The organism is Tardiphaga sp. 20_F10_N6_6 (genome assembly GCF_052076045.1).
GTDB classification, from domain to species: Bacteria; Pseudomonadota; Alphaproteobacteria; order Rhizobiales; family Xanthobacteraceae; genus Tardiphaga; species Tardiphaga robiniae.
Map to the genome: position 1 here is coordinate 552,674 of NZ_CP197239.1, position 14,458 is coordinate 567,131.

14 protein-coding genes are annotated in these 14,458 nt (G+C 61.3%); all 14 read left to right on the top strand.

Features of this window, described 5'->3' with window-relative positions; all coding sequences use genetic code 11:
* Nucleotides 1-2 precede the first annotated feature (2 nt).
* Nucleotides 3-1,028: an NADH-quinone oxidoreductase subunit NuoH gene (nuoH, locus tag AB7813_RS02535; protein ID WP_089264558.1), complete on the top strand. Its 1,026-nt coding sequence runs from the start codon at nucleotides 3-5 to the stop codon at nucleotides 1,026-1,028.
* 7 nt (nucleotides 1,029-1,035) lie between these two features.
* Complete coding sequence (gene nuoI, locus AB7813_RS02540; protein ID WP_089264557.1) at nucleotides 1,036-1,524, top strand: NADH-quinone oxidoreductase subunit NuoI; 489 nt, start codon at nucleotides 1,036-1,038, stop codon at nucleotides 1,522-1,524.
* 9 nt (nucleotides 1,525-1,533) lie between these two features.
* On the top strand, nucleotides 1,534-2,172 hold the full coding sequence (locus tag AB7813_RS02545) for an NADH-quinone oxidoreductase subunit J (RefSeq protein ID WP_068730884.1): 639 nt from the start codon (nucleotides 1,534-1,536) through the stop codon (nucleotides 2,170-2,172).
* Complete coding sequence (gene nuoK / locus AB7813_RS02550; protein ID WP_068730883.1) at nucleotides 2,169-2,477, top strand: NADH-quinone oxidoreductase subunit NuoK; 309 nt, start codon at nucleotides 2,169-2,171, stop codon at nucleotides 2,475-2,477. The genes AB7813_RS02545 and nuoK overlap by 4 nt, the downstream gene beginning before the upstream one ends.
* Nucleotides 2,478-2,484: 7 nt before the next feature.
* Nucleotides 2,485-4,569, top strand: coding sequence for an NADH-quinone oxidoreductase subunit L (gene nuoL, locus AB7813_RS02555; RefSeq protein ID WP_439083582.1), 2,085 nt, complete (start codon nucleotides 2,485-2,487; stop codon nucleotides 4,567-4,569).
* A gap of 14 nt (nucleotides 4,570-4,583) precedes the next feature.
* Nucleotides 4,584-6,089: an NADH-quinone oxidoreductase subunit M gene (locus tag AB7813_RS02560; RefSeq protein ID WP_414716891.1), complete on the top strand. Its 1,506-nt coding sequence runs from the start codon at nucleotides 4,584-4,586 to the stop codon at nucleotides 6,087-6,089.
* A gap of 25 nt (nucleotides 6,090-6,114) precedes the next feature.
* Nucleotides 6,115-7,551 (top strand): NADH-quinone oxidoreductase subunit NuoN, encoded by a 1,437-nt coding sequence (gene nuoN / locus AB7813_RS02565; RefSeq protein ID WP_439083581.1) that lies wholly within the window; start codon nucleotides 6,115-6,117, stop codon nucleotides 7,549-7,551.
* Nucleotides 7,552-8,370, top strand: coding sequence for a biotin--[acetyl-CoA-carboxylase] ligase (locus AB7813_RS02570; RefSeq protein WP_120290019.1), 819 nt, complete (start codon nucleotides 7,552-7,554; stop codon nucleotides 8,368-8,370). It begins immediately after the preceding gene.
* Nucleotides 8,367-10,031, top strand: coding sequence for a ribonuclease J (locus AB7813_RS02575; protein ID WP_089264553.1), 1,665 nt, complete (start codon nucleotides 8,367-8,369; stop codon nucleotides 10,029-10,031). Before AB7813_RS02570 ends, AB7813_RS02575 begins: the two co-directional genes overlap by 4 nt.
* Before the next feature lie 31 nt (nucleotides 10,032-10,062).
* The gene (gene mce, locus AB7813_RS02580) at nucleotides 10,063-10,485 is read left to right on the top strand and encodes a methylmalonyl-CoA epimerase (protein WP_068730877.1); all 423 of its coding nucleotides are present in this window, start codon (nucleotides 10,063-10,065) and stop codon (nucleotides 10,483-10,485) included.
* A gap of 7 nt (nucleotides 10,486-10,492) precedes the next feature.
* Entirely contained in the window at nucleotides 10,493-10,768 is a 276-nt protein-coding gene (locus tag AB7813_RS02585) for a DUF1467 family protein (protein ID WP_175367093.1), read from the top strand.
* 56 nt (nucleotides 10,769-10,824) lie between these two features.
* Nucleotides 10,825-11,205: a hypothetical protein gene (locus AB7813_RS02590; RefSeq protein ID WP_089264551.1), complete on the top strand. Its 381-nt coding sequence runs from the start codon at nucleotides 10,825-10,827 to the stop codon at nucleotides 11,203-11,205.
* A 570-nt stretch (nucleotides 11,206-11,775) separates the two neighbouring features.
* Nucleotides 11,776-13,095 (top strand): proline--tRNA ligase, encoded by a 1,320-nt coding sequence (gene proS / locus AB7813_RS02595; RefSeq protein ID WP_439058218.1) that lies wholly within the window; start codon nucleotides 11,776-11,778, stop codon nucleotides 13,093-13,095.
* 76 nt (nucleotides 13,096-13,171) lie between these two features.
* Nucleotides 13,172-14,452 (top strand): lipoprotein-releasing ABC transporter permease subunit, encoded by a 1,281-nt coding sequence (locus tag AB7813_RS02600; RefSeq protein WP_439058219.1) that lies wholly within the window; start codon nucleotides 13,172-13,174, stop codon nucleotides 14,450-14,452.
* Nucleotides 14,453-14,458: the final 6 nt, after the last annotated feature.

Below are 14,458 nucleotides of genomic sequence, written 5' to 3' on the forward strand. Positions count from 1 at the left end.
CGATGGCTGAATTCTGGACAAGCACCCTGTGGCCGCTGATCATCATGGTCGCGCAGAGCCTCCTTGTGCTCGTGGTGCTCTTGATTGCGATTGCCTACATCCTGCTGGCTGACCGCAAGATCTGGGCGGCGGTACAGATCCGCCGTGGCCCCAACGTGGTCGGGCCATTCGGCCTGCTGCAATCCTTCGCGGACTTGCTGAAATTCGTGCTGAAGGAGCCGGTGGTTCCTTCCAGCTCCAACAAGGGCGTGTTCCTGCTGGCGCCGCTGGTGTCCTGCGTGCTCGCGCTGGCGGCCTGGGCGGTGATCCCGATGGATCTCGGCTGGGTGATCTCCGACATTAATGTCGGCGTGCTCTATATCTTCGCGATCTCGTCGCTGTCGGTCTACGGCATCATCATGGCCGGCTGGTCGTCGAACTCGAAATATCCGTTCCTGTCGGCGCTGCGCGCCGCCGCGCAGATGGTGTCCTACGAAGTCTCGATCGGCTTCGTCATCATCACGGTCTTGCTCTGCGTCGGTTCGCTGAACCTGACGGCCATCGTTGCCGCGCAGGATTCGAAGTGGGGCATTCTCGGCTGGTACTGGATCCCGCTGTTCCCGATGTTCGTGATCTTCTACGTCTCGGCGCTGGCTGAAACCAACCGTCCACCCTTCGACCTCGTCGAAGCGGAATCGGAACTGGTCGCGGGCTTCATGACCGAATACGGCTCGACCCCGTATCTGCTGTTCATGCTCGGTGAATATGTTGCCATCGTCACCATGTGTGCGCTGGCAACGATATTGTTTTTGGGCGGTTGGCTGTCGCCGATCCCGTTCGCGCCATTCACCTGGGTGCCAGGCATCATCTGGTTCGCCATCAAGGTGATGTTCATGTTCTTCCTGATTGCGATGGCGAAGGCGATCGTGCCGCGCTACCGCTACGACCAGCTGATGCGTCTGGGCTGGAAGGTGTTTCTGCCGCTGTCGTTGGCGTACGTCATCATCGTCGCTGCCGTGCTGCAATTCGGGGGCCTTGCTCCGAAATGAGGTCACTATGAATATCAGGGCAACAGCTCACTCGCTTCTGCTGGCGGAGTTCGTTTCGGCGTTCGTCCTCGCCATGCGGTATTTCTTCAAGCCGAAGCCGACGCTGAACTATCCGTTCGAGAAGGGGCCGATCTCGCCGCGTTTCCGCGGTGAGCATGCGCTCCGCCGCTATCCGAACGGTGAAGAGCGCTGCATCGCCTGCAAGCTCTGCGAAGCGGTGTGTCCGGCGCAGGCCATCACCATCGAAGCCGGCCCGCGCCGCAACGATGGTACGCGCCGTACCGTGCGCTACGACATCGATATGGTGAAATGCATCTATTGCGGACTGTGCCAGGAGGCCTGTCCGGTGGATGCGATCGTCGAGGGACCGAACTTCGAGTTCGCCACCGAGACGCGTGAGGAACTCTATTATGATAAGGCGAAATTGCTCGCCAACGGCGACCGCTGGGAGCGCGAGATTGCGAAGTCAATCGAACTCGACGCGCCGTACCGGTAAGGTGACCAGATGATCCTTCCCGCATTGTTCTTCTATCTGTTCGCCAGCATCTGCGTGGCTTCCGCGGTCATGGTGATTGCCTCGCGCAATCCCGTGCATTCCGTGCTGTTCCTGATCCTGGCCTTCGTCAACGCCTCGGGCCTGTTTGTGCTGATGGGCGCCGAATTCCTGGCGATGCTGCTGATCGTCGTCTATGTCGGCGCCGTCGCGGTGCTGTTCCTGTTCGTCATCATGATGCTCGACGTCGACTTCACGCAGCTGCGTGAAGGCTTCATTCAGTATCTGCCGTTTGGTCTCGTGATCGGTGCGATCTTCCTCGCCGAATTGCTGCTGGTCGCAGGTGGTTGGGTAATGAACCCGAACGTCACCAAGTCGATCACGGCGGCCATCCCGACGAATGTGAGCAATACCGAGGCGCTCGGCCTCGTGCTCTATACGAAGTACATCCATTACTTCCAGCTGGCCGGCATGGTGCTGCTGGTGGCGATGATCGGCGCGATCGTGCTGACGCTGCGTCACAAGGTCAAAGTCCGGCGCCAGGACATCAATGTTCAGAACGCGCGCAATCCGGAACTGGCGATGGAAGTGCGCAAGGTCGCGACCGGGCAGGGCCTGCAGGACGCCGACGCGGGGAGCTGGGTCAAATGACGATCGGTCTCGGACACTATCTGGCGGTCGCAGCGATCCTGTTCACGCTGGGCATTCTCGGCATCTTCCTGAACCGCAAGAACATCATCGTCATCCTGATGTCGATCGAGCTGATCCTGCTCGCCGTCAACATCAACATGGTGGCGTTCTCGACCTTCCTCGGCGACATCGTCGGGCAGGTGTTCGCGCTGCTTGTGCTGACCGTGGCCGCTGCGGAAGCAGCGATCGGTCTCGCAGTGCTGGTGGTCTATTTCCGCAACCGCGGCTCGATCGCGGTTGAAGACGTCAATCTGATGAAGGGCTGAGCCAGTTATGATCCAGGCTCTTGTATTCCTGCCGCTGATCGGCGCGCTGATCGCAGGCTTCATCGCCATCTTGGGTGCGCATGGGCGTAACCCGAGCGGCGACGAGATGGACCATGCGCATGACGACCACGGTCACGGCGATGCCAACGCGCATGCACATGCTGCGCATGGGTATGACGATCATGGTCACGATGATCACGACGACCATCACCACGTTGCCGAGCCGGCCGCGCTCGGCTCGCGTGCAGCCGAGCTGATCACCGCCGGTCTGCTGGTGGTGTCGGCGGTGCTGTCCTGGATGACCTTCGTGGACGTCGCCTTCATGCATCACGATGCCCGTATCGTGCTGCTGAACTGGATCAATTCGGGCGACCTGCAGCTATCCTGGACGCTGCGCGTCGATACGCTGACCGCCGTGATGCTGGTCGTCGTCACCACGGTGTCGTCGCTCGTGCACATCTATTCGCTCGGCTATATGGAAGATGATCCGAACCGGCCGCGCTTCATGGCGTATCTGTCGCTGTTCACTTTCATGATGCTGATGCTGGTGACCGCGGATAACCTGCTGCAGCTGTTCTTCGGCTGGGAAGGCGTGGGTCTGGCCAGCTACCTGCTGATCGGTTTCTGGTTCAAGAAGCCCTCGGCCAATGCGGCGGCGATCAAGGCCTTCGTGGTTAACCGCGTCGGCGACTTCGGCTTCCTGCTCGGCATCTTCGCGCTGTTCATGCTGGTCGGCTCGACCGATCTCGACACGATCTTCGCCAGCGCGCCCGGCCTGACCGGCAAGACGATCAACTTCTTCGGCTGGCACGCCGATGCGCTGACACTGACCTGTCTGCTGCTGTTCGTCGGCGCGATGGGCAAGTCGGCCCAGTTCCTGCTGCACACCTGGTTGCCGGACGCGATGGAAGGCCCGACGCCGGTGTCGGCGCTGATCCACGCGGCGACCATGGTCACCGCGGGTGTGTTCATGGTGGCGCGCATGTCACCGCTGTTCGAGCTCGCGCCGAATGCGCAGGCCGTCGTGATGCTGGTCGGCGCGACCACTGCATTCTTCGCCGCGACCATCGGTCTGGTGCAGAACGACATCAAGCGCATCGTCGCCTACTCGACCTGTTCGCAGCTCGGTTACATGTTCGTGGCGCTGGGGACGGGGGCTTACTCCATCGCCATGTTCCACCTGTTCACGCACGCCTTCTTCAAGGCGCTGCTGTTCCTGGGCTCGGGCTCGGTGATCTACGCGATGCATCACGAACAGGACATCCGGAAGATGGGTGGCCTGTGGAACAAGATCCCGTTCACTTACGCGATGATGACCATCGGTACGCTGGCGCTGACCGGCTTCCCGTTCACGGCCGGCTACTTCTCGAAGGACGCGATCATCGAAGCGGCTTACGCCTCGCACACCCAGTTCGCCTTCTACGGCTTCCTGATGACCGTGGTCGCTGCGCTGCTGACCTCGTTCTATTCATGGCGTCTGGTGTTCAAGACGTTCCATGGCGAGCCGCACGACAAGAAGCATTACGACGCAGCACATGAAGCGCCGCTGTGGATGCTGGTCCCGCTGGCCGTGCTGGGCATCGGATCGTTCGCCGCAGGCTTCCCGTTCAAGGAGCTGTTTGCCGGTCATCACGTCGGCGAGTTCTTCCGGGAATCGCTGAAGATGAACCCGCACATCATCGAGGAGATGCATCACATCCCGGGCTGGGTGCCCTATGTGCCGACTGTGATGATGGTGCTCGGTTTCCTGATTTCGTATCTGTTCTATGTTCGCAAGCCGTATTTGCCTGTCGAACTCGCGAACCAGCATCCGCTGCTCTACAAGTTCCTGCTCAACAAGTGGTACTTCGACGAGCTTTACGAGATCATCTTCGTTCGCCCGGCCAAATGGATCGGCCACTTCCTGTGGAAGAAGGGCGACGGCATGATCATCGACGGCCTCGGTCCTGACGGTGTTTCGGCCCGCGTCATCGATGTCACGCGCGGCGTGGTCAAGCTGCAGACCGGCTACCTCTATCACTATGCCTTCGCGATGCTGATCGGCGTCGCCGGGTTGATCACCTGGTTCATCTTCGGCCTGGGGGGCCAGTAACAATGGCGTCCGTCATGACATGGCCGGTTCTTTCGGTCGTCACCTTCCTGCCGATCGTCGGCGCGATCCTGATCTATCTCAGCCGCGGCGATGATGAGGCTGCGCAGGGCAATGCGCGCTGGATCGCGCTCTGGACCACGCTGATCACTTTTGCGGTCTCGCTGATCCTGGTGATGCGCTTCGACCCGTCGAACGGCGACTTCCAGTTTGTCGAAAAGGCGCCCTGGCTGGCCGCGACCATCAACTACCATATGGGTGTGGACGGCATTTCGCTGCCCTTCGTGATCCTGACCACGGCCCTGATGCCGTTCTGCATCCTGTGCAGCTGGAAGTCGGTCACCAAGCGTGTCCGCGAATACATGATCGCGTTCCTGTTCCTGGAAACGCTGATGATCGGCACCTTCTCGGCGCTGGATCTGGTGCTGTTCTATCTGTTCTTCGAAGGCGGCCTGATCCCGATGTTCCTGATCATCGGGATCTGGGGCGGCCCGCGCCGCGTCTACGCCTCGTTCAAGTTCTTCCTCTACACGTTCCTTGGCTCGGTGCTGATGCTGCTGGCCATCATGGCGCTGTACTGGAATGCGGGCACCACGGACATCCCGACGCTGATGCACACGGCCGTGCCGCGCAGCTTGCAGACATGGGCGTGGTTGGCATTCTTCGCGTCCTTCGCGGTCAAGATGCCGATGTGGCCAGTGCATACCTGGCTGCCTGACGCACACGTGGAAGCGCCGACGGCAGGTTCAGTCGTGCTGGCCGCGATCATGTTGAAGATGGGCGGTTACGGCTTCCTGCGCTTCTCGCTGCCGATGTTCCCGGATGCCTCTCTCTATTTCGCGCCGATGGTCTGGACGCTCTCCGTGATCGCGATCGTCTACACGTCGCTGGTCGCGCTGATGCAGGAAGACATCAAGAAGCTGATCGCCTACTCGTCGGTCGCGCATATGGGCTACGTCACTATGGGTATCTTCGCCGGCACGACGCAGGGCGTCTCCGGCGCGGTGTTCCAGATGGTGTCGCACGGCATCGTGTCGGGCGCGCTGTTCCTCTGCGTCGGCGTCGTCTACGACCGCCTGCATACCCGCGAGATCGCGGCCTATGGCGGCCTCGTCAACCGGATGCCGATCTATGCGGCGCTGTTCATGGTCTTCACCATGGCCAATGTCGGTCTGCCCGGCACCTCCGGCTTCGTCGGTGAATTCCTGACGCTGATCGGCACCTTCAAGGTCTCGATCCCGACGGCGACATTCGCCAGCATCGGCGTGATCCTGTCGGCGGCCTATGCACTGTGGCTGTACCGCAAGGTCGTGTTCGGTGAACTGACCAAGCCTGCGCTGCAGGGCATCAAGGACATCACGTTCCGGGAAGGCCTGGTGCTGGTGCCGCTGGTCATTCTCACCATTCTGTTCGGAGTCTATCCGAAGCCGGTGCTCGACATGTCGGCGGCTTCGATCCAGCTCCTCGTTAACAATTACGCTGCTGCAACGTCTGCCGTGAAGGCAGCCGCGCTGCTGCAATGACCGCAGCAGATCAGGATAACGCGCAATGACGATTACGACCGCCGGATATTCCCTGCTGCCCGTACTGCCGGAGCTGATGCTCGCGGTTGGCGCCATGGTGCTGCTGATGATCGGTGCCTTCAACGGACCGAAGGTCACGGGCTTGGTCACCACGCTCGCCGTCTGTCTGCTGGTGGTGGTCGGCGCGGCTGAAATCATGCTGCCTGCGGGCAAGCATGTCACCTTCGGCGGCAGCTTCATCGTCGACGATTATGCGCGCTTCCTGAAGGTGCTGGCGATTATCGCGTCGGCCGTGACGCTGATCCTGTCGCGTGAATTCCTCGCGGACCAGTCCCGTCGTATTTTCGAATACGCCATCCTGGTGCTGCTCTCGACGCTCGGCATGATGGTGCTGATCTCGGCCGGCGACTTGATCATGCTGTATCTCGGCCTCGAATTGATGAGCCTTGCGCTCTATGTCGTCGCAGCCTCTAACCGCGATAATGCAAAGTCGACCGAAGCCGGCCTGAAGTATTTCGTGCTGGGCGCGCTGTCGTCCGGCATGCTGCTCTACGGCGCTTCTATGATCTACGGCTTTACCGGCACGGTGTCCTTCGCCGGCATCGCCGCCGAAGCCAAGACCGGCAATATCGGCCTGGTGTTCGGCCTGGTGTTTCTGCTCGCCGGCCTCTGTTTCAAGGTTTCGGCCGTGCCGTTCCACATGTGGACGCCCGATGTCTACGAAGGCGCACCGACGCCCGTCACGGCCTTCTTCGCCTCGGCCCCGAAGGTTGCAGCACTCGCTGTGTTCACCCGCGTCACGCTGACCGCGTTCCCGGGCATCGTGGTGCAATGGCAGCAGGTCGTGGTGTTCGTGTCGCTGGCCTCGATGGTGCTGGGCTCGTTCGCCGCCATCGGCCAGACCAGCATCAAGCGCCTGATGGCCTATTCGTCGATCGGCCATATGGGCTTCGCGCTGGTCGGCCTTGCCGCCGGCACGCAGGAGGGTGCGCAGGGTGTGCTGGTCTATATCGCGATCTATGTCGCGATGACCCTCGGCACCTTCGCCATCATCCTGACCATGAAGCGCAATGGCCAGCCCGTTGAGACGATCAAGGATTTCGCCGGCCTGTCGCGCACCAATCCGATCATCGCCTTCTTCTTCGCGATGTTCCTGTTCTCGCTGGCAGGCGTGCCGCCGCTGGCCGGCTTCTTCGGCAAGTTCTACGTCTTCATGGCGGCCATCAAGTCGGGCCTGTTCGTACTGGCCGTGGTCGGTGTGTTGGCCAGCGTGGTGGGTGCGTTCTACTACCTGTCCATCGTGAAGCTGATGTATTTCGACGAGCCGGTCGGGAAGCTCGATCCGATGCGCGTTGAACTGCGCACGGTGCTGGCAGTGGCGGGTCTCTTCAACGTGCTGTTCTTCGTCTATCCGGCGCCTCTGGTCAGCGCGGCGGCATTCGCAGCGAAGTCGCTGTTCTAGATGGCATTTTCGCTCGGTCCCCGAGCCCTCGCGGCGGGCACGAAGCTCGCCGCATTCGACTCAACCGGTTCGACCAATACTGAAGCCATGGACCGCGCGCGCGCAGGCGAGCGCGGTCCGATGTGGTTTGTCACAACGGAACAGACCGCGGGACGTGGGCGACGGCATCGGCCGTGGGTCGCTCCCCGCGGGAACCTCGCCAGTTCGGTTCTCGAAGTTCTTGATGTGACGCCCTCAGTTGCGGCGACACTGGGCTTCGCCGCCGGCGTTGCCGTTGAGAAGGCGCTCCGACAGATCAGCGTCGAAGCCGCGATGCGGGCGCCGCAGTCGGCCGCGAATGACTATCGGCTGAAATGGCCGAACGACGTTCTGGCGGGCGGGCACAAGCTTGTCGGAATGAATCTGGAGGCGGAGGCAGCGCCGAACGGCCAGCTTGCTGTTGTCGTCGGCATCGGCACCAATGTGGTGGCGGCCCCCGACAATATGCCTTATCCGGTTGCTTGCCTGCATGCGATGGGCGTCAGCGCCAGCGCCGAAGACCTGTTTGCGGCGCTTTCGGACACCTGGCAGGAGATGCGCGGCATCTGGGATTCCGGCCGCGGGTTTGCCGAGATCCGGCGACAGTGGCTGGAGCGTGCAGCAGGGATCGGTCAGCCGGTGTCCGTGGACAACGGGGTACAGACGATTTCGGGAATTTTCGACACCATTGATGAGGCCGGTTGTATGATTGTCGCGACAGCGGATCGCCGGCGAATCCCTATTACCGCCGGCGACGTTCATTTCGGATCGGCCGCGTCGACAAGGACAGTACGCAAATGACGCGACCCAACGAATTGACCTTCGCACCGCTGGGAGGCGTCGGCCAGATTGGCATGAACCTGTCGATCTATGGCCTGGCCGGGAAGTGGCTGGCGATCGACCTCGGCGTCTATTTCGGTGACGAGGAGCATCTGCCCGGCATCGATCTGGTGATGCCCGACGTGCGCTTCCTGGAAAAGGAAAAGAAGAATCTCGTCGGTCTCGTGCTCACCCACGCCCATGAGGACCATTTCGGCGCCATCATTGATCTGTGGCCCAAGTTGAAATGCCCAATCTATGCGACGCAGTTCAGCGCCGCATTGTTCGAAGCCAAATGCGCCAGCGAGCGCAACCCGCCGAAGATCCCCGTCACCGTGGTGCCGTCGGGCGGCCGCATCAATCTCGGCCCGTTCGATATCGAGTTCATTCCGGTCGCGCATTCGATTCCGGAATCCCATGCGATCGCGCTGCACACACCGCTCGGCACCGTGCTGCATACCGGTGACTGGAAGATCGATCCGACACCGATCATCGGCCTGCCAACCGACGAAAAGCGGCTGCGCGAACTCGGTGATGCCGGCGTACTGGCCATCATCGGCGACTCCACGAATGCGGTGCGCGATGGCCGCTCACCGTCCGAAACGGAGGTTGCCGCGACGCTCACCAAACTGGTGAAGGCTGCCAAGGGCCGCGTCGCCGTCACGACCTTCGCATCGAACGTGGCGCGGTTGCGGGCCGTTGCCGAAGCGGCGCAGGCCGCGGGCCGCGAAGTGGTGCTGGTCGGCCGCGCTATGGAGCGCGTCGTGCAGGTGGCCCGCGAATGCGGCTATCTCGATGGACTGCCGGCTTTCCGTAACGCCGACTATTACGGCCATTTCCCGCCGGACAAGGTGGTGGCGCTGTGCACGGGCAGCCAGGGTGAAGCGCGCGCGGCGCTGGCACGTATCGCCAGCGACGATCATCCGATGGTGACCCTCAACAAGGGCGATACGGTGATCTTCTCGTCGCGGACCATTCCAGGCAACGAGAAGGCGGTCGGCACCATCATCAACGGTCTTGTCACGCAGGGCATCGAGGTGATCACCGATCGCGATGCGTTGGTGCATGTGTCGGGCCATCCGCGCCGCGACGAATTACGCGACATGATTTCCTGGGTGCGGCCGCAATTGTTGATCCCCGTCCATGGCGAGGCGTTGCATCTGCATGAGCATGCCAAGCTCGCGCGCGCCTGCGGCGTGCCGCGCACCATGATCGTCAAGAACGGCGACCTCGTGCGCTTGGCGCCAGGCGATGCTGCCGTCATCGACGAACTGCCGTCGGGCCGCATGTTCAAGGACGGCCTCATCCTCGAGGACTCCAAGTCCCGCGCGGTGAGCGAGCGGCGCCGGCTGTCCTTTGCCGGCTGTGCGTTCGTGGCATTGGCCGTGACCATGAAGGGCGAACTGGTCGATGACCCTGCGGTCGACCTAATCGGCATTCCCGAAAAGAACCTCAAGGGCGAGGTGATGGAGGATGTCGTGTTCGACATCGTCGTCAACATCGTCGAGAACCTGCCCAAGGCGCGCAAGCGGGATCCCGATGCGATGGCGGAGTCGGTGCGACGCGCCGTCCGCTCGTCACTCGCCGATCAATGGGGCAAGAAGACGATGTGCTACGTTCACATCCTGCAGGTCGAAGACTAAAAGCAAAGAAACAAAGACTACGGAGGACACCATGCTGGGCCGGCTCAATCATGTGGCGATTGCCGTCGCGGATGCGGAGAAAGCTGCGAAGATCTACGGCACCGCCTTCGGTGCCGAGATTTCCGCGACCGTGCCGCTGCCGGAGCATGGCGTGATCACGGTGTTCGCGACGCTGCCGAATACCAAGATCGAATTCATCCAGCCGCTCGGCGCGGATTCGCCGATCGCTAAATTCGTCGAGCGCAATCCTGACGGCGGCATTCATCACATCTGTTACGAAGTGCCTGACATCATCGCGGCACGCGACAACCTGATCAAGGAAGGCGCGCGCGTGCTTGGCGACGGCCAGCCGAAGATCGGCGCCCATGGCAAGCCTGTGCTGTTCCTGCATCCCAAGGATTTCTCGGGCGCGCTGGTAGAGATCGAACAAGCTTCCGAAATCGAACAGTCCTGAGGACGCGATGGCCTATACGATCTCGACGTCGCTCGCGGTCTATTTCGTCATCTGGTGGATCACGCTGTTCCTGACGCTGCCGTTCGGCGTGCGCAGCCAGCATGAGGATGGCGAGGGCACCGACGGCACCGATCCCGGTGCGCCTGTGCTGGCCCGGATGGGGCGCAAGCTGATCTGGACCACGGTGATTTCCGCCGTGCTGTTCGCGGGCGGCATGTATGCGTATCGCATGGACTACTTCAACATCGAGCGGCTCTCGAAGCTGATGGGCGTGCCGATCTGAGAGCGATCTTTAACCTGCGGAGTCTGTCCTTTCAGGTGTCGATACGGAGCTGACGCATGAAGCGCTTTCTGCTTTTTCTGTTGCTTGGGCCGGCTGTCGGTTTCGCGGTTTTCGAGCTGCGCGAAATTGCCAGCGGCAGGATCATCGGCGGCTTTCCCGGCTTCATTATGGGATTGCCCTTTGCCTACTGGTTCGGGCTGATCCCGTCGCTGGTGATGTGGCTTGAGGACTGGTTCCTTGAAGACAAGATGCAGCTGTGGCCGAAGGTGCTGACCTCGGCGTTGACTGGCTATGTCGTGAGTATCGGGATGATGTTGATCTGGACGTCGGTGTCGATTCCGCTGCGTCAGATTCTTACATTCGGGATCGTCGGCGCGGTACAGGGCCTGGTCTGTTCGTGGCTGTCGGGCATCAAGCCGAAGGGTGGTGCGCTGTAATACGCGGCGCTTTGCATCTCCGAAAAAAGGCCGGCATGGATGCCGGCCTTTTTTGCGTCTCGGACGATATGAAGCGTCGCGGTCGTTGTCGGGAATCTGCCGAAAAAAAAGAGCAGGGCCGCAGCCCTGCTCGGAAAATTGTGTCGACCCTATTACCCCAAACTTTGGATTTTATCCTTGCTTAGCGGGTTGACGCTGCTTGAGCGCGTCAGGGCTCCTCCCGAGACTTGGACCACCAGACTCTGTCCTTACGAACCGCCTGAGCTGTGAGTCGTAGCTCAACTTTTTTTGTTTGTCACCAATTTCAGCAATGTGTGTTCAAAATTTAGGCCAAGGGTAGAATCGCGGCCTTTCACGCTATTTCCGGTCACGCTGGGTCGCCCTGGCCGGCATCGGAAATGGAGATATTTGACAGCCTGGGAAGCAATTCGCCAGGCGAACGGAATTAAGCCCCGATTGCCGGCTCCATGTCCTAGACTGTCCGGCGTCCGACCTGTCGCCCTTGTATTTTGGCGGCCGATCCGGTTTCACTCGCGTTCTCCCGTGTCCCTCCGATTCCCAGGCCTAACCATGCGATTGTCGCGCTATTTTCTGCCCATTCTCAAGGAAACGCCGAAGGAAGCCGAGATCGTCTCGCACCGGCTGATGCTGCGCGCGGGCATGATCCGTCAGGAAGCCGCTGGCATCTATGCCTGGCTGCCGCTGGGCCTGCGGGTGCTGAAGAAGATCGAGGCGATCGTCCGCGAGGAGCAGAACCGGGCAGGCGCCATCGAGCTCCTGATGCCGACATTGCAGCTCGCCGATCTCTGGCGCGAAAGTGGGCGCTACGACGCCTATGGGCCGGAGATGCTGCGCATCGTGGACCGCCACAAGCGGGAGCTTCTCTACGGGCCGACCAACGAGGAAATGATCACCGAGATCTTCCGCGGCTATGTGAAGTCCTACAAGAGCCTGCCGCTGAACCTGTACCACATCCAGTGGAAGTTCCGCGACGAGCAGCGTCCGCGTTTCGGCGTGATGCGCGGCCGCGAATTCCTGATGAAGGATGGCTATTCGTTCGACATCGACGAAGCCGCGGCGAAGCATTCCTACAATCAGATGTTCGTCGCCTATCTGCGCACCTTCGCGCGCATGGGCCTCAAAGCGATCCCGATGCGTGCCGAAACCGGACCGATCGGCGGCGATCACTCCCACGAATTCATCGTGCTCGCCGAGACCGGCGAGTCCGGCGTGTTCTGCGACAAGAACGTGCTCGATCTGCCGATCCCGCCGGCCGATGTCGATTATAGCGGTGATCTCACGGGCATCATCGATCAGTGGACCTCGATCTATGCGGCGACTGAAGACGTCCACGACGCCGCGCGGTTCGAAAGCGAAGTGCCGGCCGAGCGGCGGCTCAACACCCGCGGTATCGAAGTCGGCCAGATCTTCTACTTCGGCACCAAATATTCCGACGCGATGAAGGCGACCGTCGCCGGCGCCGATGGTGCGGAGACGGCGATCCATGGCGGCTCCTACGGCGTCGGCGTGTCGCGTCTGCTGGGCGCGATCATCGAGGCCTGCCACGACGAGAACGGCATCAAGTGGCCCGAGGAAGTGGCGCCGTTCCGCGCCGCCATCCTCAACCTGAAGCAGGGTTCGGCCGATACGGATGCGGCCTGCGAGGCGCTCTACAAGGAGCTCTCGGCCAAGGGCGTCGATGTGCTCTATGACGACACCGACCAGCGCGCCGGCGGCAAGTTTGCCACCGCTGACCTGATCGGTGTGCCCTGGCAGATCCTCGTTGGCCCGAAGGGGCTGGCCGAAGGCAAGGTCGAGCTGAAGCGGCGCGATGACGGTTCGCGTGAGAATATCAGTGCCGCTGAGGTCGTCGCAAAGCTGACGTCCTGACGACTTATCCACTGCGTGGTCGCCGCATCACTCACGATGCGGCTAGAATAAGCCCGATTCGTATGGGAGTCGGGCGATGGATGATGCCATGAGCGAGCCAGTTCGAACCCCACCCTTCGCCGCCTTCGAATGGCTGCTGTCCGGACGCTATCTCCGTGCGCGCCGTAAAGAGGGATTCATCTCTGTCATTGCCGGCTTCTCGTTCCTCGGCATCATGCTCGGCGTTGCCACGCTGATCATCGTGATGGCCGTGATGAACGGCTTCCGCAAGGAACTGCTCGACAAGATCCTCGGCCTCAACGGGCATCTGCTGGTGCAGCCTCTGGAAAGCCCGCTGACCGACTGGAAGGATGTCGCCGACCGCATCAGCGGCGTGAATGGCATTCGTCTCGCGGCGCCGGTCGTGGATGGCCAGGGACTGGGATCATCCGCGTTCGGTGCTGCCGGCATCTTTATCCGCGGTATCCGCTCTGGCGATCTCAATAACCTCACGTCGATCGCCAAGAACATCAAGCAGGGCACGCTCGAAGGCTTCGATGACGGGCAGGGTGTAGCGATCGGTCGGCGGCTGGCGGATCAACTCTCGATCCATGCCGGCGACATGATCACGTTGATCTCGCCGAAGGGGGCGGTGACCCCGATGGGCACGACCCCGCGCATCAAGCCCTACAAGGTTGCTGCCGTCTTCGAGATCGGCATGTCGGAATATGACTCGACCTTCGTGTTCATGCCATTGGCCGAGGCGCAGACATACTTCAATCGCCCCTCTGACGTGACCTCCATCGAGGTCTACACCAACAATCCCGACAGGATCGACGAGTATCGCAAGCTCGTGACCGAGACGGCCGGGCGGCCGATCTTCATCGTCGACTGGCGGCAGCGCAACTCGACCTTCTTCAATGCGCTGCAGGTCGAGCGCAACGTCATGTTCCTGATCCTGACGCTGATCGTACTGGTGGCGGCGCTGAACATCGTCTCCGGCCTGATCATGCTGGTGAAGGACAAGGGCAGCGACATCGCGATCCTGCGCACCATGGGCGCCTCTCAAGGCTCGATCATGCGGGTGTTCCTGATCACGGGTGCTGCGATCGGCGTGGTCGGCACGCTGGTCGGCTTCTTCGTTGGACTACTGGTCTGCTTCAACATCGAGACGATCCGGCAATTCATCTCCTGGATGACATCCACGGAGCTGTTCTCGCCGGAACTGTATTTCCTGTCCAAGCTGCCGGCCGAGGTCGACGTCGGCGAAACCAGCGCGGTGGTCATCATGGCGCTGACGCTGTCGTTCCTGGCGACCCTCTACCCGTCGTGGCGCGCCGCGCGCCTCGATCCCGTCGATGCGCTAAGATACGAGTGAGTGACT

What these genes read in the sequence shown, in the direction of transcription:
- AB7813_RS02575 (WP_089264553.1), top strand. Translation starts at nt 8,367, where the DNA reads ATGACGCGACCCAACGAATTGACCTTCGCACCGCTGGGAGGCGTCGGC.
- AB7813_RS02600 (WP_439058219.1), top strand. Translation starts at nt 13,172, where the DNA reads ATGGATGATGCCATGAGCGAGCCAGTTCGAACCCCACCCTTCGCCGCC.
- AB7813_RS02570 (WP_120290019.1), top strand. Translation starts at nt 7,552, where the DNA reads ATGGCATTTTCGCTCGGTCCCCGAGCCCTCGCGGCGGGCACGAAGCTC.
- nuoH (WP_089264558.1), top strand. Translation starts at nt 3, where the DNA reads ATGGCTGAATTCTGGACAAGCACCCTGTGGCCGCTGATCATCATGGTC.
- mce (WP_068730877.1), top strand. Translation starts at nt 10,063, where the DNA reads ATGCTGGGCCGGCTCAATCATGTGGCGATTGCCGTCGCGGATGCGGAG.
- proS (WP_439058218.1), top strand. Translation starts at nt 11,776, where the DNA reads ATGCGATTGTCGCGCTATTTTCTGCCCATTCTCAAGGAAACGCCGAAG.
- AB7813_RS02560 (WP_414716891.1), top strand. Translation starts at nt 4,584, where the DNA reads ATGACATGGCCGGTTCTTTCGGTCGTCACCTTCCTGCCGATCGTCGGC.
- AB7813_RS02545 (WP_068730884.1), top strand. Translation starts at nt 1,534, where the DNA reads ATGATCCTTCCCGCATTGTTCTTCTATCTGTTCGCCAGCATCTGCGTG.
- nuoI (WP_089264557.1), top strand. Translation starts at nt 1,036, where the DNA reads ATGAATATCAGGGCAACAGCTCACTCGCTTCTGCTGGCGGAGTTCGTT.
- nuoL (WP_439083582.1), top strand. Translation starts at nt 2,485, where the DNA reads ATGATCCAGGCTCTTGTATTCCTGCCGCTGATCGGCGCGCTGATCGCA.
- nuoK (WP_068730883.1), top strand. Translation starts at nt 2,169, where the DNA reads ATGACGATCGGTCTCGGACACTATCTGGCGGTCGCAGCGATCCTGTTC.
- AB7813_RS02590 (WP_089264551.1), top strand. Translation starts at nt 10,825, where the DNA reads ATGAAGCGCTTTCTGCTTTTTCTGTTGCTTGGGCCGGCTGTCGGTTTC.
- nuoN (WP_439083581.1), top strand. Translation starts at nt 6,115, where the DNA reads ATGACGATTACGACCGCCGGATATTCCCTGCTGCCCGTACTGCCGGAG.
- AB7813_RS02585 (WP_175367093.1), top strand. Translation starts at nt 10,493, where the DNA reads ATGGCCTATACGATCTCGACGTCGCTCGCGGTCTATTTCGTCATCTGG.